This window comes from Stenotrophomonas sp. I18B00994, assembly GCF_014145825.1.
Classification (GTDB): domain Bacteria; phylum Pseudomonadota; class Gammaproteobacteria; order Xanthomonadales; family Xanthomonadaceae; genus Stenotrophomonas; species Stenotrophomonas maltophilia.
On record NZ_JACIUW010000007.1, the window covers coordinates 87,831 to 113,965 of the forward strand.

Annotated in this window: 23 protein-coding genes and 7 tRNA genes; 17 read left to right on the forward strand and 13 right to left on the reverse strand. The window is 65.8% G+C overall.

Going from position 1 to position 26,135, the window contains the following annotated elements; translation table 11 throughout:
• Window positions 1–91 precede the first annotated feature (91 nt).
• The 5 genes from H4O10_RS09585 (at window position 92) to H4O10_RS09605 (ending at window position 5,553) form a co-directional block, all read left to right on the forward strand.
• A complete protein-coding gene (locus H4O10_RS09585) occupies window positions 92–601 on the forward strand; it encodes an RNA polymerase sigma factor (RefSeq protein WP_012480592.1) in 510 nt (169 codons plus the stop codon).
• Window positions 598–1,524: a FecR domain-containing protein gene (locus H4O10_RS09590; RefSeq protein WP_012480593.1), complete on the forward strand. Its 927-nt coding sequence runs from the start codon at window positions 598–600 to the stop codon at window positions 1,522–1,524. The genes H4O10_RS09585 and H4O10_RS09590 overlap by 4 nt, the downstream gene beginning before the upstream one ends.
• 64 nt (window positions 1,525–1,588) lie before the next feature.
• A complete protein-coding gene (locus tag H4O10_RS09595; protein ID WP_044570447.1) occupies window positions 1,589–4,060 on the forward strand; it encodes a TonB-dependent receptor in 2,472 nt (823 codons plus the stop codon).
• The gene (locus H4O10_RS09600; protein ID WP_012480595.1) at window positions 4,047–4,847 is read left to right on the forward strand and encodes a ChaN family lipoprotein; all 801 of its coding nucleotides are present in this window, start codon (window positions 4,047–4,049) and stop codon (window positions 4,845–4,847) included. The genes H4O10_RS09595 and H4O10_RS09600 overlap by 14 nt, the downstream gene beginning before the upstream one ends.
• Complete coding sequence (locus H4O10_RS09605; RefSeq protein WP_044570450.1) at window positions 4,840–5,553, forward strand: energy transducer TonB; 714 nt, start codon at window positions 4,840–4,842, stop codon at window positions 5,551–5,553. Before H4O10_RS09600 ends, H4O10_RS09605 begins: the two co-directional genes overlap by 8 nt.
• On the opposite strand, the gene H4O10_RS09610 is transcribed toward H4O10_RS09605, so the two are convergent.
• The 8 genes from H4O10_RS09610 to H4O10_RS09645 form a co-directional block, all read right to left on the reverse strand.
• Window positions 5,550–5,984 carry a Rid family hydrolase gene (locus H4O10_RS09610; RefSeq protein ID WP_005410065.1) on the reverse strand — a complete coding sequence of 145 codons (435 nt, stop codon included), beginning with the start codon at window positions 5,982–5,984 and terminating at the stop codon, window positions 5,550–5,552. The genes H4O10_RS09605 and H4O10_RS09610 overlap by 4 nt on opposite strands.
• Window positions 5,985–6,164: 180 nt before the next feature.
• Complete coding sequence (locus H4O10_RS09615; protein WP_005410066.1) at window positions 6,165–7,067, reverse strand: cation diffusion facilitator family transporter; 903 nt, start codon at window positions 7,065–7,067, stop codon at window positions 6,165–6,167.
• Between the two features lie 28 nt (window positions 7,068–7,095).
• Window positions 7,096–9,384: an Orn/Lys/Arg decarboxylase N-terminal domain-containing protein gene (locus H4O10_RS09620; RefSeq protein WP_012480597.1), complete on the reverse strand. Its 2,289-nt coding sequence runs from the start codon at window positions 9,382–9,384 to the stop codon at window positions 7,096–7,098.
• 20 nt (window positions 9,385–9,404) lie between these two features.
• A complete protein-coding gene (gene adiC / locus H4O10_RS09625) occupies window positions 9,405–10,757 on the reverse strand; it encodes an arginine/agmatine antiporter (protein WP_099596264.1) in 1,353 nt (450 codons plus the stop codon).
• Window positions 10,758–10,833: 76 nt separating this feature from the next.
• The gene (locus H4O10_RS09630) at window positions 10,834–12,267 is read right to left on the reverse strand and encodes a DcaP family trimeric outer membrane transporter (protein WP_180845629.1); all 1,434 of its coding nucleotides are present in this window, start codon (window positions 12,265–12,267) and stop codon (window positions 10,834–10,836) included.
• A 512-nt stretch (window positions 12,268–12,779) separates the two neighbouring features.
• Window positions 12,780–13,622 (reverse strand): thiol:disulfide interchange protein DsbG, encoded by an 843-nt coding sequence (gene dsbG, locus H4O10_RS09635; RefSeq protein ID WP_033833931.1) that lies wholly within the window; start codon window positions 13,620–13,622, stop codon window positions 12,780–12,782.
• Between the two features lie 30 nt (window positions 13,623–13,652).
• Window positions 13,653–14,456, reverse strand: a complete 804-nt coding sequence (locus H4O10_RS09640) for a TlpA disulfide reductase family protein (RefSeq protein WP_049453612.1) — start codon at window positions 14,454–14,456, stop codon at window positions 13,653–13,655.
• Between the two features lie 80 nt (window positions 14,457–14,536).
• Window positions 14,537–15,604 carry a helix-turn-helix domain-containing protein gene (locus H4O10_RS09645; RefSeq protein ID WP_005410072.1) on the reverse strand — a complete coding sequence of 356 codons (1,068 nt, stop codon included), beginning with the start codon at window positions 15,602–15,604 and terminating at the stop codon, window positions 14,537–14,539.
• A gap of 187 nt (window positions 15,605–15,791) precedes the next feature.
• Between H4O10_RS09645 and H4O10_RS09650 the strand changes: the two genes are divergently transcribed.
• From H4O10_RS09650 to H4O10_RS09680, 7 genes are all read left to right on the forward strand, one after another.
• The gene (locus tag H4O10_RS09650) at window positions 15,792–16,202 is read left to right on the forward strand and encodes a heavy metal-responsive transcriptional regulator (RefSeq protein ID WP_005410073.1); all 411 of its coding nucleotides are present in this window, start codon (window positions 15,792–15,794) and stop codon (window positions 16,200–16,202) included.
• An 89-nt stretch (window positions 16,203–16,291) separates the two neighbouring features.
• Window positions 16,292–16,367: transfer RNA gene (locus tag H4O10_RS09655), tRNA-Ala, on the forward strand.
• A 54-nt stretch (window positions 16,368–16,421) separates the two neighbouring features.
• Window positions 16,422–16,497: transfer RNA gene (locus H4O10_RS09660), tRNA-Glu, on the forward strand.
• A 184-nt stretch (window positions 16,498–16,681) separates the two neighbouring features.
• Window positions 16,682–16,757: transfer RNA gene (locus H4O10_RS09665), tRNA-Ala, on the forward strand.
• A 49-nt stretch (window positions 16,758–16,806) separates the two neighbouring features.
• Window positions 16,807–16,882 (forward strand) — tRNA-Glu (locus H4O10_RS09670).
• 45 nt (window positions 16,883–16,927) lie between these two features.
• Window positions 16,928–17,003 (forward strand) — tRNA-Ala (locus tag H4O10_RS09675).
• A gap of 47 nt (window positions 17,004–17,050) precedes the next feature.
• A tRNA-Glu gene (locus tag H4O10_RS09680) sits at window positions 17,051–17,126 on the forward strand.
• 165 nt (window positions 17,127–17,291) lie between these two features.
• Here H4O10_RS09680 and H4O10_RS09685 read toward each other — a convergent pair.
• A complete protein-coding gene (locus H4O10_RS09685; RefSeq protein WP_005410074.1) occupies window positions 17,292–17,708 on the reverse strand; it encodes a GNAT family N-acetyltransferase in 417 nt (138 codons plus the stop codon).
• 77 nt (window positions 17,709–17,785) lie between these two features.
• On the opposite strand from H4O10_RS09685, the gene H4O10_RS09690 reads away from it, so the two are divergent.
• Window positions 17,786–18,742 (forward strand): SOS response-associated peptidase family protein, encoded by a 957-nt coding sequence (locus H4O10_RS09690; RefSeq protein WP_180845630.1) that lies wholly within the window; start codon window positions 17,786–17,788, stop codon window positions 18,740–18,742.
• A gap of 10 nt (window positions 18,743–18,752) precedes the next feature.
• Here the strand turns inward: H4O10_RS09690 and H4O10_RS09695 are convergent, their stop codons facing one another.
• The gene (locus tag H4O10_RS09695) at window positions 18,753–19,133 is read right to left on the reverse strand and encodes a response regulator (RefSeq protein ID WP_005410076.1); all 381 of its coding nucleotides are present in this window, start codon (window positions 19,131–19,133) and stop codon (window positions 18,753–18,755) included.
• Window positions 19,134–19,265: 132 nt separating this feature from the next.
• On the opposite strand from H4O10_RS09695, the gene H4O10_RS09700 reads away from it, so the two are divergent.
• A tRNA-Leu gene (locus H4O10_RS09700) sits at window positions 19,266–19,351 on the forward strand.
• Between the two features lie 200 nt (window positions 19,352–19,551).
• Window positions 19,552–20,985: a GGDEF domain-containing protein gene (locus H4O10_RS09705; protein WP_088470097.1), complete on the forward strand. Its 1,434-nt coding sequence runs from the start codon at window positions 19,552–19,554 to the stop codon at window positions 20,983–20,985.
• Here the strand turns inward: H4O10_RS09705 and H4O10_RS09710 are convergent.
• Window positions 20,982–22,808 carry a methyl-accepting chemotaxis protein gene (locus tag H4O10_RS09710; RefSeq protein ID WP_049453089.1) on the reverse strand — a complete coding sequence of 609 codons (1,827 nt, stop codon included), beginning with the start codon at window positions 22,806–22,808 and terminating at the stop codon, window positions 20,982–20,984. The genes H4O10_RS09705 and H4O10_RS09710 overlap by 4 nt on opposite strands.
• A gap of 254 nt (window positions 22,809–23,062) precedes the next feature.
• Window positions 23,063–23,608: a GNAT family N-acetyltransferase gene (locus H4O10_RS09715; protein WP_049453099.1), complete on the reverse strand. Its 546-nt coding sequence runs from the start codon at window positions 23,606–23,608 to the stop codon at window positions 23,063–23,065.
• Between the two features lie 152 nt (window positions 23,609–23,760).
• Here H4O10_RS09715 and H4O10_RS09720 point away from each other — a divergent pair, with 152 nt between their 5' ends.
• Window positions 23,761–24,849, forward strand: coding sequence for a DUF5694 domain-containing protein (locus H4O10_RS09720; RefSeq protein ID WP_049453091.1), 1,089 nt, complete (start codon window positions 23,761–23,763; stop codon window positions 24,847–24,849).
• 64 nt (window positions 24,850–24,913) lie between these two features.
• Window positions 24,914–25,873: a right-handed parallel beta-helix repeat-containing protein gene (locus tag H4O10_RS09725; RefSeq protein WP_161801836.1), complete on the forward strand. Its 960-nt coding sequence runs from the start codon at window positions 24,914–24,916 to the stop codon at window positions 25,871–25,873.
• Here H4O10_RS09725 and H4O10_RS09730 read toward each other — a convergent pair.
• On the reverse strand, window positions 25,847–26,131 hold the full coding sequence (locus H4O10_RS09730) for a hypothetical protein (protein WP_049453095.1): 285 nt from the start codon (window positions 26,129–26,131) through the stop codon (window positions 25,847–25,849). The genes H4O10_RS09725 and H4O10_RS09730 overlap by 27 nt on opposite strands.
• Between the last annotated feature and the right edge of the window lie 4 nt (window positions 26,132–26,135).

Here is a 26,135-nt window from a genome sequence, read left to right on the forward strand (position 1 = left end):
CCATGGATGCAAATGATTCTCTTTTGCTGTAAGGTGCAGCCGCTGCCCTTGCCGCCGCGGGCTGTTCCCTTTCCCAGTTGTCGCCCGCCCCGTGTCCACGCCTGTCGAACCGACGGATGTCGCGCAGCTGTGCGCGGCCCATTACCGGCCGCTGCACGCCCATGTCCGCCGCAAACTCCCGCAACGCAGCGACGCCGATGACGTCGTCCAGGAAACCTGGCTGCGTGTCGTCAAAGTCGCCGCCAGCGGCCTGCTGAGCAACGGCCGCGCCTATCTGTACCGCGTCGCCCACAACCTGATCGCGGATCACTACCGGCAGCGCCAGCGCCGTCGCGAAGAGGTACTGGATGACACGCAGTTGCAGGCCATCGCCGATCCTGCACCACTGCCCGAGCAGCGACTGCTCGACGCCGAACAGCTGCGCCACCTCGACGCGATCGTCGCCGCGCTGCCACCGCGCTCGCGCCAGGTGTTCCTGCTGGCGCGGGTTGAACAATTGGCGCTGGCTGAGATCGGGCGCCAGCTCGGCATCAGCCGGCAGACCGCGCACGGCCATCTGCTGCGCGCCCTCGTCGCCCTGCAGCAGGTGCCCGGCGCATGAGCCAGGACGCGATCGCGCGTGAAGCCGCACGCTGGTGGCTGGACGGGCACGACGGTGACCGCGACGAGAACGCGTTCGACCAGTGGTACCAGGCCGACCCCCGACATGCCGCGCAGTACCAGTATCTGCAGCACCTGTGGCAGGCAGGCGCGACGCTGCCCAGCCTGCAGCGGCAACAGCAGCGCAGGCAACGCCGTCGCCTGCGCGAAGCCGGCATTGCGGTTCTGTTGCTGTGTGCGCTGGGTCTCTACAGCCGCCATGCCTCGCCGCCGGTGGCGCAGGTACTGCGTACGGCCGCTGGCGAGATCCGCGAGGAGACCCTTCCGGATGGTTCGCATGTCCTGCTGTCACCCGGCAGCGAAGTGAAGGTGCGCATCGATGGGCAGCGCCGCCAGCTCCAGTTGCAGCGTGGCCAGGCCTGGTTCCAGGTCGCCGCCGATGCCGACCGGCCCTTCCAGGTGCACACCCCGCAGGGCACCGTCACTGCACTGGGGACCGCATTCGATCTTGCCGTGCAGGGCAACAGCAGCGTGGTCACCGTTACCGAGCATCGCGTGCGCGTGGACAGCGGCAACGCCAGCATGCTGGCCAACGACGGCGAGCAGCTGCGCTTCGATGGGCAGTCAACAGCCCATGCAACAACCACCGCCCCGGGAACACTGGCCTGGCGCGAGCGGCGCCTGCACTGGATCTCGGCCCCGCTGGCCGACGTCACGCAGGGCCTGGACCGCTGGCACGGCGGGCACACGTGGGTCGTCGGCGAGCAGCTGCGCCAGCAGCCGGTCACCCTGCTTGGCAGTGCCGACGGTGCAGCCAGCAACCGCGACCAGTTGGCCACTCAGTTGCAGGTGCGCGTGCTGCGCCTCGGCGACGGCATACAGGTGTGGCTGCCGCCACGCAGGGAACAGCGTGATGGACCCTGACATCCGGCCTGCGGCTGCGTCTACCCAGGATGACGACGCTCTGCGTCAGCCCCTGGAGCCCCCGATGCTATGCCCCCGCCCCCTTGTCCTCGCCCTGTCGCTGGCCTGCGCCAGCACCGTTCCACTGCTGCCAGACAGCGCCCACGCGCAGGCCGCCACTCGAAGCTACGATCTGCCCGCCCAGCCACTGGCGGCCGCGCTGGACGCCTACAGCCGGCTGACCGGTGTCGATCTGGTGATCGGCGCGGCGCTGCCCCCAGGTCATTCGGCGCCTGCGCTGCGCGGTGACTTCGACGATGCGCAGGCCCTGACGCGCCTGCTGGCAGGCAGCGGCCTGCGCCCGCGCTTCGTGGATGCGCGTCGTGCCGCCCTGGAACCGGCGCCGGCCGAACGCGCCGATGGCAGCCGCCGCACCGGCCCGCTGCGGGTGCAGGGTACTACCGCACACGGCCAGGCACCGGGTGCCGGCGCCAGCCAATATGTACCGGCCACCCGCGATGGCTTTGCGCCCTCGGTCGGCAGCGAGCGCGTGGCGATGGCCGAACGCCAGGAAGGCAACAGCCTGCTGCGCTCGATGCCTGGCACCCACAGCTTCCATTCGCGCAGCCAGCCGGGCCTGCAGGTCAACATCCGCGGCATGACCGGTGCTGGCCGGGTCAACACCATGATCGACGGTGTCACCCAGACCTTTCGCAACAATGCCGGGCATGGCTCGGGTGGTCCGTTCGCCTATGTCGATCCTTTCCTGCTGGCCGGCGTGGACGTGCAACGCGGCGCGGTCGCCGGTGGTGATGGTGCGGGTACGCTGGCCGGCAGTGCCAACTTCCGCACGCTGGATATCGACGATCTGCTCGGTGAGGGCCGTGACTGGGGCCTGCGTGCAGGCTATCGCCACGGCAACAACGGCTACGGCAGCGGCCGTACCTTCGCCGGTGCCTGGCGCCACAGTGAAGAGGGTGGCGACCGCCAGTTCGGCCTGCTGGCCGCTGCCAGCAGCAGCCGCAGCAGCGAATACGCGACCGCGCGTGGGCAGAAGAACAACGCCGACCCGGGCAGCCAGCAGCCCAGCAGCTGGCTGTTGAAAGCACGCCTGCAGCCTAGCGACCAGCACCGGCTGGACCTGAGCCACATGCGTTACGAAAACAACTTCTACCACAACTATCCGTGGCAGATTTCCGCGCGCAACCAGCGCGCCAGCTACCACTACACACCCTATTCGCCGTGGATCGACCTGCGTGCAACCTTCGCCGGCAACAAGACCCGGCTGTTCTATCCGCCAGTGGAGGATTCCAGCTACATCGGTCGCCGCACCCACAGCAGCCTGAGCAGCTGGACCGTGGACAACACCAGCCGCTTCGACATCGGGGCACTGCAGGCGCGCTGGAACACCGGCATCAAGCACCAGTCGGACATCTATGTGGCCGACACCCCCGTCCTGCGCGGTGCCAACCCGCAAGGTCGCAGCCAGCTGGACAGCGTGTTCAGCACGCTGGAGCTGCAGTACGACATCTACGCGCTGACCGCCGGCCTGCGCCAGGACCGCTTCGGCATCCGTGGCCACATCCCGGTGTGCTCGGATGTGCCCGGCCAGTGCGCGGAGATCAATGGCGGCGGCATCGACGTGCGTCGCACCGAGCGCGCACTCAGCCCCAGCCTGGCGGTATCGTGGCAGGCCACCGACTGGCTGCAGCTGTTCGCAGAAGCCTCGCGTACTTCCCGCCCGCCGCGGGTGCAGGAGATGTTCTTCGAGAAGATCCCGCTGGAAGGCATGAGCGATGCCGATGGCGTGGGCGCCAACCCGTTCCTGCGCCGCGAGCGCTCGCGCAACCTGCAGTTTGGTGCCAACCTCAGCACCGACTCGCTGCTGGTCGACGGTGACCTGGCACAGCTGCGGATCACCCGCTTCGACAACCGCATCCGCGACTACATCAAGCCGCAGTACCTGCTGATCGTGCATCCGCCGGAAGTGGAACCGTTCGTGGTGCCGATCGACAGCGATCCGCAACTCACTGCCTGGACCGATGCGCTGGACGTGGACGACTTCAGCACCACCACGCGCTGGATGAACCACCCCGGCGTGGTACGCATGCGCGGTATCGAACTGGAAGCGCATTACGCCAGCGAGCACTACCACGCCACGCTGAGCTGGACCCGCTCGCACACCAGTGCGCCGGCCATCGAGTTCGTCAACCTGGAAGACATCACCGCCCTGCCCGACCGCTACTGGACGCTGGACGTGGGCGGCCGCTGGTGGCAGCAGCGCGTGCAGGCCGGCCTGCGCGCCGAGTACTCCGGGCCGACCGAGGAAGGCTACGACTTCTTCCAGACCCGCAAGACCGGCGGCACCGGCGTGCTGCTCGACTTCTACGCCAGCTTCAAGCCCCAGGCCAACACCACGCTGTGGCTGAACATCGAAAACCTGCAGAACAAGGCCTATGACAACAATGCCTCGATCGACAGCATCTTCAGCCCGATCCTGGACCGCGGCAACGGCCGTGGCCGTACCGTCTCGATGGGCGTCAATGTGGCGTTCTAGCCGTCGCTGGCTGCCCGTATGCCTGCTCGCGCTGGCGACCGTGGCCAGCGCGCAGCCGATGCCTGGCTCAGTGATCGACCTGGCCAACCGCCGGCACCTGGACGAAGCCGCGTTCGTGGCGCGTGCGGCGGACGCCCGGAGGCTGCTGCTGGGTGAGCGCCATGACCTCGCCGGAGACCACGCCGCCCAGCGCTGGCTGCTGCAGGCGCTGCAGCGGCGGCGCCCGCAGGGTTCGCTGGTGCTGGAAATGATCGCCAGCGAGCGCCAGCCACGCCTGCAGCGGGTGCAGCGCTGGCTGGCCAAGGGCAACCAGGCCGAAGGTGCACGCCTGCAGGAACTGCTGGAATGGGATACACGTTGGCCGTGGGCCGCGTATGGCGGGCTGGTACAGGATGCTGCCGATGCAGGCACGCCGCTGTTCGGCGGCAACCTGTCGCGTGCCGAGGTCAACGCGCTGCTCGCGTCCACCGAGGGCGTGCGGTTCCCGGTGGCCGCTGCCCGCCAGCGCCTGTCGGCGGTGGTGCTGGCCCAGCACGCAGACGCAGCACCGATGCTGGAAGGGATGCTGGCCGTGCAACAGGCCCGCGACACACGCATGGCACAGGTGCTGCTCGATGCGCCCGCGCCGGCGCTGCTGGTAGCGGGGCGCTGGCATGTACTGCGCGGTACCGGGGTACCGGGCTACCTGTCACCAGCTACGCCTGCGCTGGTGATCGCATTGGCTTCGCCGGGTGAAACCGTCGATGCGACGGATGCTGATCTGCTGTGGGTGCTGGACGATGAGTGAGCGTGGCCAACACTGGCGGGCGATCGCGATCACTGTCGTCCTGCACCTGCTGCCCCTGCTGCTGTTGGTGCACTGGGTCGCTGTGCCGCCGATGCTGCCGCCGCCGGAGCAGGACGTGCGCATCAGCCTGCGCCTGCTGGCACCGGCCACGCCGCCACAGCCCGTAGAGGAGCGCCAGGCCGACACCCCCAGCCAGGCGCAGCAGGCGCGCGCATCGCAACCGACAAAGTCGCCCCCGCCACCGAAACCCACCGCCGCGCGCGAGGGCGAGTTGGCCGCCAGCGAAACGGGCGGTACGGGTCGAAAGCCGCTGCCGGTCGCCCCGCCGGCGGCCGCGACCGATGCCAGTCCCGCACCGGCATCGATCACGGCCGCTCCGCCCGCTCCAGACGCGCCACCGGCGGACTTCCAGGCCGGCGCCGCCAGCGACCAGTGGGAAGCCCGCCTGATGGCGCGGCTGGAGCGTTACCGCTATTACCCTGCCGCCGCGCGCTCGCGCCGGCAGCAGGGCACTGCCTGGGTCAGGGCCAGCATCGACCGCGAAGGCCGCCTGCTGGCACTGCGGCTGGAACAGTCCAGTGGCCAGCCGATGCTCGATGACGCTGCGCTGCAGACCTTCCGTCGCGCGCAGCCGCTGCCGCCCATTCCCGGTGAACTGAAGGCACCACAGGAACTGGTGGTGCCGGTGGAGTACTACCTGCGCTAGGCGGCGTAGGCCTCCGCCTCGATCTCGAACAGCATGCCGTCCAGCGCCAGTCGCGGCACCGGGATCAGCGTGCAGGTGGGCGCCGCACGATTCGGCCAGCGTCGCCGCACCTGGTGGGCAATGATGCCCAGCCGGTCCTCATCGTGGCCGACCACCAGGATGCGCAACCGCGCCACATCAACCAGGCTTGCCTGCGCCGAGCGCAGCGCGGTCTGCAGGTTGTCCAGCGCCTGCCCGACCTGGTCTTCGAAGCTGGGCGAGAGACGGCCCTGTGCATCTTCACCGCCCTGCCCGGCCACGTGGATCACCCGTGCCGGCAGGCGCACCACCGCCACGTGTGAGTAGCCGTTGGCCGAAGGATCGTAGAGGCCCGGTGGATTGAACAGCTCCAGCAGGCCATGGCTGAAGTCCGGTGTGGTCAGCAGGTTCATGCCGCGCGCCTCGTGGGGGTTGCCGGCAGTCTGTGACCTCAACCCCGGTTGAGGTCAAACGGATCCGGTGCAACAGACCGGTCTGCCACGCGCAACGATCACGCGATCCCGTGGAATCGAGCCTGCTCGACTTCCGCTGACGAAAAGCAGTCGAGCTATCTCGACTCTACAGAAGCGTGGTCACGTCCACGCCGGATCTGCGGTGAAATCGATGGTCAGCCAGAACGTGCTGCCCCGAGCATCCAGCCTGACCGCGATCTCATCACGCATCGCATCGACCTCGCCCACCGAGCCCAAGGGCGTAGCCGGATCGGCCAGCACATGGATCTCGATGAAGCGCATCCGCCCCATCTTCGCCACGTGGCTGGTGAAACCGGCATAGCCACGCTCGGCCACGAATGCCTGCATGACCTGCTGCACGCGCCGGTCCAGATCATCCGGCGCCACCTGGAGTACTTCGCGCATGGCCTTCCACGCACTGCGCGCCGGTACCGGCAGTACCGCCAGGCTGATCAATGCCAGCACGATCGAATCCAGGTACGGCACCCAGTGGTGCCACTCACCGCCATGCAGGACCAGGGCCAGTACGAAGGCCAGCACTACCGCCAGGCTCATCAAGCCACCCAGCAGCCAGCCCCGTACATCCAGCCACAACAGCGCCGAGCGCAGGCGCCGCGCCCGCTGGGCGACGAACGCCGCCATCGCCAGGTTGCTGGCACTCAGCAGCGCCGCCCACCACAGCGCGGGCCCGAATTTCACCTCGTGTCCGCCCGTGGTCAAACCGATCACCGCGTTGGCCAGCGCATACACGCAGGCCAGCGACAGGATCACACCGCCCAGCGCCTCGACCATCGGCTCCAGGTGCCAGTAGCCGTACTGGAAGCGCGGGCTCTGTTCCCGCGCCACCAGCCGCAGCACCGACAACGACACCAGGGTCAGGGCAACGTCGACCAGGCTGTACACTCCGTCGAACAGGATGGCCTGCGATCCCACCAGCAGGCCACCGCTGAAGCCGACCACGCTGACCGCGATGGTGAACCCGATCGAGAACTTCAGGATGCGTTGCTCGCGCGCGGTATCCATCGTTCGCCGAAGGGCCGACCGTCGCCGGTCAGGCCTTCAGTACCTCCACCTTGTACGAGGTCACATCGCCGTCGTTCTCGATGATGAGCCCGTGCACGTCCGACTCGAAGCCCGGGAAGCGGGCATTCTGCTCACGGGCGATGCGCAGCGACTGGATGATCGGCTCATCGCTGTCGCCAAAGCGCTCGCCCGGCATGATGGTCGGAATGCCCGGCGGGTACGGCACCAGCATGGTCGCGGCGATGCGACCACTGACCTGCTCGATGTCGACCCGCTCGATCTCGCCCTTCACCAGGTGGTTGTAGGCATCGGCCGGGGTCATCACCGGGGTTGGCAGATCCACGTACATCTCGCGCATCACCTTGGCCACCGCGAATTCCTGGTTGAACGCATGCAGCGCGTCGCACAGGTCACGCAGGCCCCAACCGGCGTAGGCATTCGGATAGTCGGCGGCCAGCGTCGGCAGTGCCTGGCTGAGCGGCGCATTGCGGTCGTACAGTTCCTTGAACGCCATCAGTTCGGTGACCAGGGTGCTCCACTTGCCCTTGGTGATGCCCATCGAGAACAGGAACAGCACCGAGTACAGGTTGGTCTTCTCCACGGTGATGCCGCGGCCCCACAGGAACTTGCTCAGCACTGCCGCCGGAATGCCCAGCTTGCCCATGCTGCCGTCCATCGCCAGGCCCGGGGTCAGCAGGGTCACCTTGATCGGGTCGATCAGAACATAGTCATCCACCAGGTTCTCGAAGCCGTGCCAGTGCGCATCCGGCTGCAGGTACCACTCCTCGCGCTTGGCCACCATCGGTGCCGGCGTATCGCCCTTGTCCAGACTGCGCTCGACCTGGGTCGGCTGCCACACGCTGAACCACCAGTCGTCGCGGCCGAGATCATCGCGGACATGCAGCATCGCGCGGCGGAAGGCGATCGCCTCGTCATGCATTTCCTGCACCAGCGAACGGCCGGCGTCGCCTTCCATCATCTTCGACGCCACATCACAGGCCGCGATCACTCCGTAATGCGGGCTGGTCGAGGTGTGCATCATGAACGACTCGTTGAAGCGCTCGGCATCCAGGTTGCGCTGCGCCGAGTTGCGCACGTGGATCATCGAGGCCTGCGAGAACGCGGCCAGCAGCTTGTGCGTGGAATGCGTGGTGAAGATGATCGCATCCTGCTCGCGCGGCTTGCCCTTGGCCATGCCGTAGTGGTTCTCGTAGAACGGATGGAACGCAGCGTAGGCGTACCAGGCTTCGTCGAAATGCAGGAAGTCCACCGCGCTGCCGATCTCGTCGGCGATCTTCTCGGCGTTGTAGCACAGGCCATCGTAGGTGGAGTTGGTCACCACTGCGATGCGCGGCTTGGAGCCGGCCTTGTAGGCCTTGCTGGCCAGCGGGTTGGCGGCGATACGCTGCTGCAGCGACTCGGGCGTGAACTGGTCCAGGCTGATCGGGCCGATGATGCCATGCGCGTTGCGGCTGGGGGTGAAGTACACCGGCACCGCGCCGGTCATGATCAGCGCGTGCAGCAGCGACTTGTGGCAGTTGCGGTCGACGAACACCACGTCGCCGCGGGCCACTGTGCCGTGCCAGACGATCTTGTTGGCGGTGGAAGTGCCGTTGGTGACGAAGAAGGTATGGTCGGCACCGAAGCTGCGTGCGGCCTCGTTCTCGGCGTCCTTGATCGGACCAGTATGGTCAAGCAGCGAACCCAGTTCCGGCACCGAGATCGACAGATCGCTGCGCAGCGTGTTCTCGCCATAGAACTGATGGAACGCGCGGCCGACCGGCGATTTGGTGAACGCCACGCCGCCCGCATGGCCAGGCGTATGCCAGGAATAGTTCGACTCGGCCGCGTGATGGATCAGCGCCTTGAAGAACGGCGGCAGCAGGTTCTTCATGTAGTCTTCGGCCGCGCGCATCACCTGCCGCGAGATGAAGCTCTTGGTGTCTTCGAACAGGAAGATGAAGCCGTGAATGTACTTGAGCAGCTTGCTCGGCACCTTCTCGATGGTGCGGCGCTCGCCGTACAGGAACACCGGGAGGTTGGCGCGGCGCGCGCTCTGCTCGCGCAGGAAGGCGGTCAGGCGCTGGAACTCGCCATCCACCTCTTCGCTGCCATCGATCGAGATCAGCACCGCCGACGCCGCCACGTAGGTGCGGGCACCGGCACGGGCATCATCCAGGTTCAGGCCGCACAGCACGCGCTGGTCGTTGCTGCGCAGCTCTTCCACCAGGGCGCGGATCAGGATGCCGCCGATGCGCGGCGACTCGTAGTCGTTGTCGATGACAATGACCGGGTAGTCCAGGGACTTGAAGTACACGTTGATTCTCCTTGTCTAACTCAGGAACGCTGGGCGCCGGCGCTGATCGCCGAGGCCTCGCGGGCGCGCTGCCGCTGCTGGCGGCGCTCCTCGCTGAAGAAGGGATAGAACACGGTGATGAACAGCACGAACAGGAACGCGTACTGCACGATGGTTCCCGACGAGCCGTAGATCGCCCACAGGCAGTAAACGACGGTCAGGCTGGTCAGGGTCCAGAACGCACCGGTGTGGACCAGGGTGTGCGAGCGCTCGACCACGAAGTAGCAGGCCACGCACGAGTAGATGTAGGGCAGCAGGGTCAGCACCACCGCCGCCGATGTGATCACGTCGAACTGTGCCGACGCGGTTTCCGAGGTGGAAGTGACCAGCACCGCCAGGGTCATCAGCACGGCCACGATCAGCACACCCTTGACCGGCACGTCGTCCTTGTTGGTCTTGCTGAAGATGCTCGGGAACAGGCCGTCATCGGAGGCCGCCTTGGCGCTCTGCGCGGTCAGCAGGATCCAGCCGCCCAGCGAACCGGCAGCGCCGATGAAGGCACACAGGCTGACCAGCGCACCGCCCCAGCCACCGACGGCCTTGGCGGCAGCCAGTGCGAACGGCGCATCGGAGGTCTGCAGTTCGCCATTGGGCACCATGCCCATGATCACCGAGGAGCTGGCGATATAGGCGATGGCAGCCAGGAACACGCCGGCGAGGGTGGCACGGGCCACGTTCTTTTCCGGGTTCTCGACCACACCAGCGGTGACCGAGGCCGACTCGACGCCAATGAAGGCCCACAGCGTCAGCGCCGCGGCGCTGGAGATCGCGCCGAAGTTGGATTCACCCGACACGTTGTAGGCGCCCTTGAAGATGTCGGCATCGAAGAAGAACCAGCCGAAGATGGCGATGCCCAGGATCGGCACCAGCGCAAAACTGGTGGTGACGGTCTGCACCCGGCTGACGAACGCCGGACCGATCACGTTGGCGAAACTCAGCGCCCACACCAGGATCAGCACCGCGATGCAGCGCACCAGCGGCTCGGACAGGATCGGGAAGAAGTAGCTGAAATAGCCTACTGCGGCGATCGGAATGGCGACGTTGCCGATCCAGTTGGCGAACCAGTAGATGGTGTTGGTCTGAAAGCCCATGTACGGCCCGAACCAGTCGCGCGCATAGGCGTACGGGCCGCCCGCCTTGGGTACCAGCTTGCCCAGCTTGGCGAACACGAAGGCCAGCAACAGCGCACCGGCGGTGGTGATCAACCAGCCCCAGATCGAGGCGGTACCAATCTTGGCCAGGCTCGATGGCAGCAGGAACACGCCTGAGCCCATCATGTTGCCGGCGACGAGGAAGGTGGCTCCGACCACCCCGATTTTCTTTGCTTCTGCCATGACGATCTCCGGTACTGGCATGAGCCCGGCAGCACCGGGCGTGGGGACGGTTGCGCTGGCGTACGACCGCTGGCGCCTATTTGATGAAGTTGTATTGCAGGCTGCCCTGCACCCGGACCGTGTCGCCGCGCGCGCCGCCCTGCTGTTCCAGGCGGCCGTACAGCAGCTCCATGCCCATCGTCCAGGACGGCGCGGGGCTCCAGATCAGGTTGAATACGCCGTACCGGCTCTGTCGGAAGGCATCGGCCGCCAGTGCGGCGTTCCGCTCCAGGGTCAGCTGACCGAAGATCAGGTTCGATCGCCACAACTCGGACCAGTAGTGGGTATAGCCGACGAATCCGCCGTGCAGGTCCAACGCGTCGAGGCGGCCATCGGCACCGACCACCGCGTCCAGCCCGGAGCCGGTCAGGTCGGCGGTATAGCGGCTGAGGCCGCGTCCTCCCAGCGCACCGAACAGCAGCAGGTCGCGCTCGCCCACCGAGGCCGAGCCACTCACCTGCAGGCCGCCGGCCATTCGCCGGTCGCGCTCGCCATCGCCGTCATAGGCCAGGCTGCGAGCCACCGCGCCCACCTGCAGGTGGCCCCAGTCGCGCTCCATGCGCGCGGTCACGGTTACGTCCGGCAGACGGTTCACCGCAGCCCGCTCATCACTGGCACCGGCAAGTTCAGTCTTCGGGTCTTCGGCCGCCACGGTCAGCGTGTTGCCCTTGCCCATCGTGAAGCTGTGGTGGATGCCGGCCACCAGCAGATAGCCGGCGCCGCCCGGCCCGGCGAAGTCCAGCGTGTCGGGCAGGCTGTCCGGGTCCATGAAGCTGGAGTAGCCATAGCCGGCATAGGTATTGCCGAGCTGTCCATACGCATGCCGCAGGCGGAACTCGTAGCCATCGCTGCTGCCGAAGAAGTCGTTCTCCAGATAGAAGCGCAGGTTGCCGTGCGTGGTTGGACGCCGCGCCTCGAAGCTGAAGCGGGTCTGCTTGGCGTGGATGTTGAAGTTGGAGACATCGCGGTGGCTGCCGCCCACCGGCATCGACGAGGGAATGAACTGATCCTCGTCGCCGGCCGCGCGCGAATCGGCGATGGCATCCAGCTTGGCGTAACCGCCGATGCGGATCACCGTATCAGTGCCGGGTATGGCAAAGAACCCCTTCAGATCCGGATCGGTCGGGCCCGCCGCACTGTCCGGTCGCGATGCCGCAGTGGACGGATCAGCGACCGAATCGCGCTGCGGCAGTACCGGCTGCGCCACACCCGGCACCTGGGTGCGATGGATCACGTCGGAAGGGGCGGCAGAGGCCATCGGCGCCATTGCAGGCGCGGCTGTTGCCTGCACAGGCGCAGCATCACGCTGCTCAAGCCGGTCCAGCCGTTGCTGCATGCGTTCCAGCGCCTGGCGCATGGCGGCCATCTCGCTCCGCAATGCCTGCGCATCCTCTGCATCACCCTGTTGAGCGTACGCCGGCGTGATCGCCAGTGCCCCCAGGCATGCCAGACTCAGTACGGCCAAACGCATTGCATCCTCCCCTGACGAACACTCGCATCACGGTTCCGGAGCGCATTCATGCGCCGCCCTGGCTTCGCGTTGCCGTTGCTGGAAATGCGGGTACTGCGTCGACGACATCGGCCAGCCTGCGCACGGCAGGCAACAGGACGATGACACTGCCCCGCCTGCACCCATGTCGACTCCATCAAGGCCGCGCTGCCAGAGAGGTGGCGACCGCAGCGGTCTGGGTAACAAGCACAGAGTGAGAGTGTCGTGAATGGCTGTGCCGGCCGACCCTGACCAGGGCGTGGCGAGCGCGGCATCCATCGCGCATTGACGCTGTATTCCATGCGTCAAAGGCTAGTCCGTTTGTCGCTTTTGGCCTTGATTGGAATCAAGGCACGATGCTTGATCTCAGTCACGATTCAGACGTGACGACGAACAGACAATGCGCAAGCGATTGTGTTCGCCTGGGGCAGGAACGCAACAGGCCCGCATGTCACCATGCGGGCCTGTGGTCTACATCATCATGCAGGCGTGGATCAGCGCGGACCAAGCACCGTCTGCAGGTCGTCGCCCTGCGGCAATCCGGCCCGGCGCTGCACCTGGCCCTGTGCATCCTGGAACAGGATGCCCGGGGTGCCCTGGAACCCCATTTCCAGCATCAACACCTGGTTGGCGTCGAGCTTGCCGGCGATCTCGCGGCTGATGTTCGGCAGCGCTTTGATACCGCCACGGTCGAACTGGTGTTCGTTCTCCAGCAGCGCCGCGCTCGGATCACGTGCGGAGAGGATGGCTGCGGCCTTGGCCGGACTGTCCTCGCGGATCACACCCACCATGATGTGGCGCAGCTGTACCTTGCCGGCGTCGACCCACGGACGGGCCGCCTCCCAGAACTTGTGGCAATACGGGCAGTTGGCATCGCTGAAGGTATAGACCACGCGGGGCGCGTCGGCCTTGCCATCACGTACCCAGGCGCTGGCTTCGAGCTTGGTCCACATTTTGACCGACATCGGTGCGGCAACCAGCTTCTCGACCGCTTCGGCAGCCACATCATTACCTTCGGCATCGAACAGGCTGCCCACCAGTACGTGCTTGCCATCGGCCGTAACATAGGCCGCTGCAGGCTGCTGCCCTCCCACCACGCCAGCAAAACCGCGCAGGCCGTCCGGCGCATCGAACTCGGCAACGACCTCGAAGCCGTGCTTCTCGATGCCCTTCAGCACCGCTGGACGGTCGCCCTTGGCGGCAGATGCCGGAGCAGTCGTCGCCGACGCCGTAGCGGCCTTGCCCGGCGGCGTCTGTGCCTGGCTGCAGGCGGCCAATGCCAGCATGACCGGCAGCAGGAGCACCGCCGGGGCGGTGCGCAGGGAAATCGACAACATGGGAACTCCGTAGTGAGATGCCTGCGCAGGCTACCGCAGCCGGCGCAGTTTGTGTTCAAGGCCGGCCGCAGTCAGTTCGCCCAGGTGCAGTTCACGCAGGCGCCCATCGGCGTCGAAAAAGAGCGTGGAAGGATATGCCTGAACGCCGAGCACGGTGGAAGCAGCAGCGTCATCATCCAGCAGCACGTTGCCCAGCATCAGTCGTTCGCCGGCCAGGAAACCCTGGACCTCATCCAGGGTTTCGCCCTGGTTGAGGAACACGAACTGCACGTCATCATGTGCCTGTTGTGCCGTCGCCAGCACCGGCATCTCACGGCGGCAGGGCCCGCACCATGTGGCCCACAGATTCAGCACCAGCGGCTTGCCGCGGAACTGCTGCAGATCGATACGATCGCCTTGAAGGTCCGCCACCTGCAGCGCCGGCAACGGCATCTGCCGCTCCTGCCATGCCGACAGCAACTGGCCACCAGCGACCCAGAACAACGCACCCACCAGTGCGCTCGTCAGCACCGGTGCACGCAACTGACGCCACGGCCGCAGACGCCATAATCCCCACGACAGCCCGGCCACCAGCACCACCATCAGGTGATAGCCACCATCGGTGACCTGCAGAATGCTCCAGGGCTCCGAACGATAGAGCGCGAAATTCAGCACAACAAAACTGACACGACCACACAGCAGGCCGATCAGCAGCATGTCCAGCACCATGCCTGCTGCCGACGGCAGCGGCATTCCCACTGCCCTGCGCGGCCAAAGACGGGCAACGATCATGGCCAGCAACGTGCACATCAGGATCAACACCACCGGCATCGGTACCGGTCCAACACTCGACATCAGCCCACCTGTTCAAGTTCCACTGCCTGCATGGTCAAAGCGTCACGCCCTGGTTGCAAGCGCTCGCCCGCCCCCCATGGTCAGGCCGCACTCCGCCCCAACTGCATTCCGGGGGACGCCTGCAGGCCGCGCAGACTTCCGGCCACCGACGGCATCAACGGTCGCTCCCGCCGCTTGCAGTTGACGTGGCGGCGATAGTTGGCCGGTGTCATGCCCACGATGCGGAGGAACAGTCGCCGGAACGCGCTCTGATCAGCGTAGCCCACCCCCCAGGCCACCTCCTCGATGCCTGCGCCCTGCTGCAGCAGGGTCTGCGCCTTGGCAATGCGCAGCCGTTGACAGTATTCGATCGGCCGCAGACCGGTCGCCCGGAGGAAGCGCCGCTGCAGGGTGCGCGGTTCCAATCCGGAAACCTCGCAGATTGCGGCCAGAGTGGCTCCTCGTGCCGCAGTGGTATGCAGCCAGCGCTGGGCCTTCAGTACATCGCGGTCACCGTGGGCGAAGTTGGCACTGAAACGCTCAAGATCCTGCTGGATTCCTGCGGGCACGACGATCCCGAGCTGTTGCGCGACCGCGCTCGCCACGCCCTGCCCGTGCAGCCGGTACAGCAAACGCAGCCCGAGGAAACGCCATGCCTGCGATCCGCCAACCGTCAGCAGATCGCCATCGTCGACCAGCGCCCGCTCACTGGGCACCCAGCTCACCGCCTGCGCCTGCAACCCTGGATGTCGCCCCAGATCGGGGCCGCTGACCGTTCTTCCGGCCAGCAGTCCCGCACGGGCCAGTACACCGACCCCGTCGCTGGCAGCAGCCAGCAGGCTGCCCCCGTCATAATGGGCCCGCAACCAGTCCAGCAGGACCTCTTCGGCGCGCAGACAGGCTCCGGGGCTGATCTGGCCGGGAACCGCGATCACCGCGGGAATGGCGGCGTCGAGCATTTCAGCACCCGCGATGCGGTGTACACCGGTCTGGCTGGCGGGAACGATCCAGCGGGTGACAAGCACACGCTTGAAGGGTCGGCGCTGCTGTTGGGCCAGGCGGTTGGCGACGTGGGCCATTTCGGCCAGCACAGAGGCGGCGGAGGGGTCCCCTCCCGGATATTCGACCACCGCAACCTCTACGAATGCTTCGTTCCTGACTCCCTCCACAGACCACCTCCTCGGTTCGTTGCAGGCCATCGAACGGCCGGTTCAGGCGAAGGGTAGGAACAGGCCCATCTGCGGGGCTATGAAGAAAGTTGCAAAGTGGGCTGAATGCGCGCACCGAGCTGAAGCCTTGACTCTCGACCAGACTCCAGGCTTCACAATGGCCGGCAGGATCCGCAGGAAAGCTGCCATGAACATTGGACAACTGGCCCGTCAGGCGGGCGTGCCGATCGATACGGTCCGCTATTACGAACGGCAGCAGCTGCTGCCGACGGCGGCGCGCTCGGCCGGGGGTTACCGCATCTTCGGCGAGCCGGATCTGCGCCGGCTGCGCTTCATCCGCCGCGCCAAGGCACTGGGCTTCAGCCTGGAGGAAATCGGAGAACTGCTCGCGCTCAGTGATCACCACCAGCAGGACATGGGCAGCGTGCGTGACACCGCGCAGGCCCGCCTGCAGGACATCGCACAACGGATGGCCGAACTGCAGCGCATGCACATCGCGCTGTCGCAGCTGGTCGACGCCTGCCCCGGCCATGGCGCGCTGGACCAGTGCCCGATCCTGGCCGCTCTGACCGACGACACCACCGCCGCAGGCGACTGACATCGGCTTCGCAACACGCGTGAAGAAAAGTGCAACAAATGCTTGCCAACCCCCTGGGGCAAGGCTATTATTTCGCTCCTCAGCGACGTGGGGCCATAGCTCAGCTGGGAGAGCGCCTGCATGGCATGCAGGAGGTCAGCGGTTCGATCCCGCTTGGCTCCACCAATCTTTCGGCATTAGGCCGTCGAAAGGTCGCTAAAGAACATTGATGAGAATTGCGTCCCCATCGTCTAGAGGCCTAGGACATCACCCTTTCACGGTGGCGACCGGGGTTCGAATCCCCGTGGGGACGCCACTCATCACGAACAACGAGGACCCGGCCGATAACCGGGTCTTTTTTGTTCACCGCCTACCGGTATTCAGGGTGTGGCGTTGCGGTTCCCCTGCCCTCGTGGCTGCGGTTGAACCGGAACGAAAAAAGTTCAAAAAAGACTTCCACAAACGTGAACACGCAGGTATGATAGGCGGCTCGGTAACACGGGGCCATAGCTCAGCTGGGAGAGCGCCTGCATGGCATGCAGGAGGTCAGCGGTTCGATCCCGCTTGGCTCCACCACTTTCGACATTAGGCCGTCGAAGGTTCTACAACTTGAAGTTTTTCGTGCGTCCCCATCGTCTAGAGGCCTAGGACATCACCCTTTCACGGTGGCGACCGGGGTTCGAATCCCCGTGGGGACGCCAGTTTCAAAACGGACTCTGCTCCCGGCAGATCATCCGGAGTTTCATGGGGCCATAGCTCAGCTGGGAGAGCGCCTGCATGGCATGCAGGAGGTCAGCGGTTCGATCCCGCTTGGCTCCACCACTTCGACATTAGGCCGTCGAAGGATCTACAACTTGAAGTTTTCGTGCGTCCCCATCGTCTAGAGGCCTAGGACATCACCCTTTCACGGTGGCGACCGGGGTTCGAATCCCCGTGGGGACGCCAATTCTTGAAAACCCTGGCTTCGGCCGGGGTTTTTCTTTGCCTGAGATTCCCGGGAAAGCCCTGTCCACGCATGGCGTGGATCTACTGCAGGGCCGGGATGGATCCGGCGGCCGGTTGGCCCAGTAGATCCATGCCACGCATGGATGGCCTCAGCCTGAACACACCTCAGAACCGGCGATACATCCCGATCGATGCAGGTGCGGTGGGTGCGAAACCAAACTGCGCGTACAACCGGTGCGCTTCACCATCGGCCAGAAGGCTGACGTATGCAGACGGCGGCAGGTTCGCCTGCATCCAGCCATCCAGGCGACGCATCACTTCCTTGCCCAGGCCCTGCCCCTGCAGGCGCGGCAGCACGGCGATATCACAGACCTGCAGGTGGCACCCACCATCGCCGACGATGCGGCCCATCGCTACCAGCTCATTGCCCTGGTAGGCGCACACGCCATACAGGGTATTGGGCAGCGCGCGTGCCGCCGCCTCCTGGCTCTTGGCACTGAGGCCCGCCAGCACACGCAGCTGGCAATAGTCTTCGACCGTGGGGACAGCCTCGCGGAACTGGCAGCTGACGGAATCATTCATGCGGTATCTCCCTGTAGGTCGGGCTATCCTGCCGCATCCACGTCGCAACGACTGCGACCCAGGCCTGCAGAGTTCCCATGTGCTATTCCGCCCTGATCCGCGCTGACTACGCCAAGCTGGTCCGCGAGTTCGGTGCCATCCTGTCGCTGGAGGAGTTCGCCGAACTGTACGCGCACGATCCCGGCAAGAAGCGGCCGAAAACCCCCAAGGCCATGGACGACGGCTTTGCCGGCGCGCGCACCGAACAGGGTCGCGACATCGTTGCGAAGATCCAGCAGTGGCATGCGCAGGAACGCCAGAATCTCGAGGCGGAGCTGGCCCGCCAACGCGAGCGCCGCGATATCGCCCACGCGACGCTCGCCACCCGCCCCACCCAGAAGGCACGCAACGACCTGCGCGTGGCCGGCAACCGCATCGAGCGCGCCCAGGCCCGGCTTGAGGACCTGCACCGGGTACAACTACTGCCGCGCGACAACCACATTTTTCCCGGCACCTACGCGCCGGTGATGGTCAGCGAGAGCGGCCGACGGGTGATCAAGCCGATGCGCTACCAATGCCGGCTGCCGGACAAGCCGGCACGCAACGACGTGCTCTACCCCGGCACCTACAACGCACGACGCGACAGCCTGGAAGGCTATTGGCGCGGCGCGTTCGGCCTTCGCCACGGCGTTGTCGTGGTGCAGGCGTTCTATGAGCACGTACCACGCCACGCGATCGCAGGGCGCGCGCTTGGCGCCAGTGAAAAGGAACAGGATGTGGTGCTGGAGTTTCGCCCGGACCCGCCCCGCGACCTGCTTCTGGCCTGCCTTTGGGCGGAATGGGAGGGACCGGAAGGACGCCTGCTCTCATTCGCCACGATCACCGACACCCCGCCACGCGATGTCGCCGCGGCAGGTCACGATCGCGGCGTGATACCGATCCGCAGGGAGCATCTCGATGCGTGGCTCAACCCCGATCCGGACAACCTGGCCGGGCAGTACAGCATCCTCGACGACCGCGAGGACATCCGTTACCTGTACGAGGAGGCCGGCTGAAGCGCCGTTCTCACGCCGTTGCGCTGGAACGGCCCACCGCACGGCTCAGCGCCCGGGTCAGGTCCGCCGACAGATACGGCTTGACCAGCAGTACTCCGGACAGCATGGACTCGGGCAGCTGCTCAGCCAGCATTCCGGTGGCAAGCACGAACGGTACGCCTCGCGCCGACAATGCTGCCGCCACCGGCTCGCTGGTCTCGTTGCGGGCCAGGCGATAGTCCAGCAGGGCCACATCGGGGACCGAGTCTTCCAGCACGCGCAATGCTTCAGCCACGCTCGCCGCCAACCCGACCACGGTCGCGCCGGCATGCACCAGCTGCATCTGCAGCAAGGCCGCGCTCATCTCGTCGTTCTCGACCACCAGCACCCTCAGGTCCTGCAACACTGTCATCGGCTATGGCTCCTGGAGGCATTCAAGCCGGCGCAGTATAGCCATCGCAGAGCCGATGCCGACAGGAAACGCCTCGATCTGCCTTGCCCCTATGAAAGCCCTGCCCTCCTCGGTTACACTCACACGCTGCCTGCCGGTGTGGCGGAATGGTATACGCAGCTGACTCAAAATCAGCCGGGGGTGACCCCATGAAGGTTCGAGTCCTTTCACCGGCACCACAGCATCAAAGGCCAGGTCCATGACCTGGCCTTTTGCTTTTCGGGCGATGCAGGCCCATGTAGCCGCTCCGGTGTCACTGTGCTGACGCAAAACTGCGACCGCTGACAGGGTTGTCGCTAGACGTAGTGCACACTTTTCTTGCCAGCCTCACGTACATCTGCCTATCGTGATCCCGCCGGATCCGGGGGTGGGGGACTGCATGACGTTGCGTGCTGCACTGTTTTTTCTCGTCACGCACGCGCTCGTCATTGCCTTTGTCGGCCCGCAGGACCCGGTCGGCTCCTACCTGATGCTGATCACCGCCCCGCTGCTGGCTGCACTGGCCTGCGTACGGCGTGCACGCGTCAGCCAGGCGGCCTGCCAGTGGCGACTGCTCGGCGCGGCCGTCGGCCTGTTCTCTCTCGCGCTGCTGGCCCTGCTGTACCGCAATGTGGCCGGCCTCGCCCCTGCGCAAATGACCGCCTCAACACTGATCCTGTACGTGTTCTACCGGATCCCCCTGACCTACGTCGCTGCAAGCCCGGGCGGCGGGAACCGCTACATCCGTGCGGTGGACCTCGGGATCATTGCCCTGCTTTGGCTGCTGTACTACCTGCATGCGCGGGCCATGGCGCCGCTGAACACCGCCTTGTGGACGCAGTGCCTGAACACCATGAGCGGCGTGCAGAACAGCCTGGTGTTCTGCTTCGCACTGATCCGTTTCCTGGCCGAGGACGATCCGGACCGCCGCGATTTTTTCCGGACGCTGACGATCTACGCGCTGGGCTACTTCCTGCTGGCCTTCTACATCAATACCTATCAGCCGCAGGTGCCCGACGGCAATTGGGGCGACCTGCTGATCAGTGGACTGTTCGTGCTGCTGGCCACCCTGGCGGGCAGCCATCGTCGCTACCCGGCAGTGGAGGTATCCCGCAGCCTGCGGCGCATCGTCGATGCCGGCGTACCACTGATGCTGCCCTTGCTGCTGATGCTGGTGGCGCTTCTGGTCGCGCGCCTGCAGCCGACCCTGGCCACGGTCGGCTTCATCGGCTCCCTGCTCGGCTATGCGCTGCGCAGCGTGCTGAGCCAGGTCGAGATCCAGCGCCAGCGCGATGAACTGGAAACGCTGGCACGGCGCGATCCGCTGACCGGACTGGGCAACCGGCGCAGCTTCGATGAGTCGCTGGATCGGGCCCACCGCCGCGCGCGCCGCCAGGGAAAGGGCCTGGCGGTACTGATGATCGACATCGACCACTTCAAACGGCTGAACGACACCTACGGCCATCCGGAAGGTGATCGGCGCCTGCGTGCCGTCGCCGGCATCCTCGATGGCTGCCTGCAACGGGGCGACGATCTGTTGGCCCGCTATGGCGGCGAAGAGTTCATCGCCGCCCTGCCCTCGCCCGATGCCACCCACGCCCTGGGCCTGGGCGAACGGCTGCGCGCTTCGGTCGAAGCCGCAGCCCTGCCCGCCCCCGTGGCCACCGTCACCATCAGCATCGGCGTGGCCTGGCAGGCACCCGGCGAAGACGGCGATCCGCGCGGCCTGGTCGAACGCGCCGACCAGGCCCTGTATCGCGCCAAGCATGCCGGTCGCAACTGCGTACGCGGCGACACCGAAACCAAGGAAGAACAGTCCGGTCGCCGCGCCTAGACCGCATGCAGCGCCGCCGCTCCGTGCCGGTGCCCGGCGCCGCCCTGCAAGCGGAAGCTGGCCACCGTCTGCAGCAGCTGCGCCGACTGCTCTTCCATGCTGCGTGCCGCCGCCGACGCCTCCTCCACCAGGGCCGCGTTCTGCTGGGTGCCCTGGTCGATCAGATCGACGGCATGGTTCATCTGCTGGATGTCGTCGCTCTGCTGCTGCGAGGCAGTGCTGATTTCGGTCATCAGGTCGCTCACCCGGCGCACGTTGGTCACGATCTCGTCCATGGTGCGGCCCGCGCTCTCAACCTGCGCCGTGCCGGCACCCACATTGGCAACCGACTCATCGATCAGGTGCTTGATCTCCTTCGCTGCGCTGGCCGAACGCTGCGACAGCTCGCGGATCTCGGTGGCAACCACGGCAAATCCACGGCCGTGTTCACCGGCACGCGCCGCCTCCACCGCTGCGTTCAGCGCGAGAATGTTGGTCTGGAAGGCGATGCCGTCGATCACCCCGATGATGTCGACGATGCGCCGCGACGAGGCATTGATCACCGCCATCGTTTCGACCACCTCATGCACCACACTGCCGCCGCGCGCAGCGACATCGGCGGCTCCACCGGCCAGCTGGCTCGCCTGGCGCGCGTTGGTGGCGGTGCGCTGCACGGTCTCGGCCAGGCCCTTCATCGACACCGCGGTTTCCTCGAGCGAAGCCGCCTGCTGCTCGGTGCGCTGCGAGAGGTCGCTGTTGCCCTGTGCGATTTCAGTCGCGCCGACTGCGATGGTGTCCGCGGCGAACTTGATCTGGCCGATGATCGCGGCCATCGCCTCGACCAGCGAATTCACGCCTTCGCACAGTTCGGCGATCGAGCCATTCTTGTCGGCGGTGGCCACGCGCTGGGTCAGATCGCCCTGCTTGGCCGCGGCCACCACCTCGCGGGTCTGCGCCACCGCGCGCTGCATGGCCTGGTTTTCATGCACCTGCGCGGTGATGTCGGTGGCGTACTTGACGACCTTGAACGGCTTGCCATTGAGGTCCAGGATCGGGTTGTAGGACGCCTGGATCCAGACCTCACGCCCGCCTTTGCCAAGACGCCGATACTGGCCGGCGTCATATTCGCCGCGCCCCAGTTTCTCCCAGAACTGGCGATATTCGATGCTGCTGCGATGCTCGGGCTCGACAAACAACGAATGGTGCTGCCCGCGCACTTCGTCCAGGCTGTAGCCGGTGGCGGCCAGGAAATTGTCATTGGCCGACAGGATGCGGCCATCCATGCTGAACTCGATCACCGCCTGCGACTTGGTGATCGCGGCCAGTTGCCCCGCCGAGTCGGCCGCCTGCAGCTTCTGCGCGGTGATGTCGGTCGCGAACTTGACCACCTTGTACGGCCGCCCCTGGCGGTCCAGTACAGGGTTGTACGAGGCCTGGATCCAGATCTCGCGCTGGCCCTTGCCGAAGCGGCGGTACTGTCCGGCGTCGTATTCGCCGCGCCCCAAGCGCGCCCAGAAGTCGCGGTATTCGGCGCTGCGCGCCAGCTCGGGGTCGACGAACAGGGAATGATGCTTGCCCTGGATCTCCTCCAGCCGGTAGCCCATCGCCTGCAGGAAATTGTCATTGGCCTGCAGGATGGTGCCGTCGAGCGCGAACTCGATGACGGCCTGCACGCGATGCAGCGCGGCCACCTGCGCTTCCAGCTCGGTGCGGTCGGTCATCGCCTTCTCTGTGCCGGTGCGTTGCTGCGGCGCCAGTACGCCAAGCAGCGCACGCCACGGCGACCAACGGGTGTGCAGCTCGGCCGGCGCCTGCGCGCCTGCCGTGAAGCCTGGAATGAGCATTGTCTGATCCTCGGTGTCCGGTAAGCGGTTGTGACCCGACGGGCGGGATGCCCGGCGGCAACATCAGTTGCCAGGGACTACAGGTGCCAACGGCACCTCTCGAGCGACTGCCAAGAACGTCTGCTGCGGGTGCGATCGGCATCTGGGAGCGGCGGAACACACTGCGCGGACCGCCCATCGGGGGCAGCCTGGGGTCCTGCGGCGGGTGACTGGAGCGGGATCCAGAGGGAGTATCGGCGATGCCGTCAGCCGCTTTAGCGGGATTCCGCGACGTCCGTCGCAACTCCGTGCATTGCAGCCGGAATGCGGTAGACGATTGCCGTGTACTTCACGCCCTGCTCACGTGCTACAGGCAGTCCCCCGAGGGACTCAGCGAGGGAACGACTGGACCGGTTCTGCTCGGCCACCGGATAGCGGAACGCAGCACAGCGCAGGCGCCCTGAGGCGGCCGACCACACCGCCGCCACGGCTTCGCGACCATAGCCGTGCCCATGCATCATTTCTGCGATCCAGATGCCCAGTTCGGGTTCTGCGTCACGGGCTCGATGCAGGCCTGCCAGGCCAAGGAATACACCATCCTCGCGCCTGCGGATCACGAACGTGATGTCGGTCCCGTCGGCGATGGTGGGCAGCCACGTTCGCCAGACAGCAGCAAACGCCTCCTTCGACGGCGGCGGCTCGAAGGACATGTAGCGGGTCAGCCCGGGGGTGATTCCCGCAAATGCCTCGTCGGCGTCACCGGGCGCGAATGGCCGGAGGTGCAGCCGCGGACTGTCGATGGTCCAGTCGTCGGACGTCATGTTCTGCATTGCCTGAGCGCTGGGTACAGCATCGCTCAGCAGAAGGATGCAGCTCAAGGCAAAAAGGTTTACATGACCAATGCGGGATTCCGCGGCAGGAGAATATGACCAGCATGAAGGTCCCGCAGGATGCTCATCGACATGGAGATCGCATGTTCCCTCGCTTTGCCAGCCTTCTCTTCCTGGCCGTGTGCAGCAGCAGCGCGCTGGCCAACGACACCGCCTATCGACCGGCCTTCCACCCGGACCAGCTGAAGGGACCGCCCGCAGGGCGCCCGAACGAAGTGCTGGTGCTGGGCAGCCCGCAGCTGTCCAGCCTGCCGGAGACCTTCACGCCGGCGATGCTGGAACCTCTGCTGCAGCGTCTGGAAGCCTGGCGGCCCACCGCGATCGCAGTGGAGAACCTGTCCGGCCTGCAGTGTGACTTCATGCGCCGCAATCCGGCCCGATACGCCGAGAGCGTAGCGGACTACTGCGTCGATCCGGCACCGGCGCAGGCCGCCACCGGCCTGGACGTGCCAAGCGCCAACGTGGAGATGGAACGCCTGCTTGCGGATTGGCCGAAGGCGCCAACCGCCGCCCAGCGACGCCGACTGGCCGCAGTGTTCCTGGCTGCGGGCGAGAGCAGCTCGGCAGTCGTCCAATGGCTGCGGCTGCCCAGCGAAGAGCGACGTGCCTCGGACAGCCTGACACCGGAGCTGGTGCAGTTCCTCGACACGCGCATGGCACGCCGCAACGAGGCCGGCCTGGTGGCCGGCGTCCTCGCCGCGCGCCTGGGGCTGGAGCGGCTGTGGGCGGTCGACGACCACACTGCGGATTCGCCTACACCGGAATCGCAGCAGAAGGCCTACGCTGCCGCCATACGCGGTGCCTGGGACAATTCCTTCGCCAAAGCGCGCAGGGCGGCCGATGAACGACTGGAAGCCAATCTTGCTCAACCGGATGGGTTGCTCGCGATGTATCGCGCCTACAACGCACCCGAGGCCGCGATGCTGGCCTTCAACAGCGATTTCGGCGCGACGCTCGTCGAACCCTCGCCGGAAGGCTTCGGCCGCAACTACGTGGGCTACTGGGAAACCCGCAACCTGCGCATGGTCGCCAACATGCGCGACGTGCTCGGCCAGCACCCGGGCACCCGCATGCTGACCATCGTCGGTGCCTCGCACAAGGGCTACTACGAGGCCTACCTCAATCAGATGCACGATGTGCAGCTGGTCAGTGCGGATGAAGTTCTGCGTTGACGTCAAGCCGGTCGGCTGCGGTATCTTGGATGCAACTTCAACCACTCCACGGAAGGAACCCATAATGAAACAACGCATTTCCGCCGTACTCTTTGCCATAGGCCTGACCGGTGCTGCGCAGGCCTCGGCATGCGATCTCACTCTCGACAGTGGTGGTGACCTTGCTGCCGCAGTGACAGCCGCACCTGGCAAGAAAATCTGCCTGCGGCCTGGCGCCTACGTCACTGGGCCTGCACCACTTGAAGTACCCTCCGGCACGACCATCGAGGGATTGGGTGCGAGCATGGCCGACGTCGTGATCTCCGCCCATGGCTCCCCACAGAAGGCAATCGGGCTCGGCAGCGGCACCATGCTGCACAACTTCACATTGTCCAAAGGTACAGGCGGAAACTTCGGTGTACTGGCCTATCATCAGGACCGCATCATCATCTGGAGCCTCGATATCGTCGGCTTCCAGATCAGCACTGGTGTCGTGGGCGGGAAAGGTGTGGATATATGGGACACCTTCATGCGTGCCAACGGCATAGCGGGCAACAATGTGGCAGACCCGAATCTGTGGATCACCGATTCCCGCGACGTCACCATCCTCTATGGGCAGCTGACCGGCCGCAAGGATGGCCCGGGGGGCGATGGCGAGATGGCCATCTACAACTCGAGCAACGTCATGATTGATGGCGCCCGCGTCATCGACTCCGGCGCCAGCGCCATCTATCTGGTGAACTGCGTCGACTGCACCATCAAGAACTCGGTGATTGAACGCCCTGGCGAATGGGGTATCGACGTCGTACAGGGTTCACAGCGCTTTCTTGCAGAAAACAATGCTGTAAGCGGTGCGAACTATGGTGGGGCGGTGTTTGAGACATCGGGCGGTACCACGGCAACATTCCGCTCCAACCGGTTCATTCAGAATCGTCGCTTGGGTGTTGGAAACTGCAACGGCATCAATGCAAAGGGTGGTGTTGCAGGCGTTATATCGACAGGTAACATCTCTTTCCCTTCAGGTGATCTCTGCGCCTTCCCGTGAAGCATGGGCCTGAGCATCAAAAGCATGAGGCGGTACTTCCTTCCTGCCCGCCCGCCACAGCACGATGCTGGCGGCACCGATGCAGGACAGCGTGAACACCAGCAGGGCGACCGCCCCGCCCTGTAGCACCGGCAGCAAGGCCTGCGCGTGCAGGTCGCCGCGCAGCTGTTCCGTACGCAGGCAGGCGGCCAGCGCGAGGCACCAGCCGACCAGGGCCGGGGCGAAGGCACGCACCGCCATCGGGTTGCAGACATTCATGGGA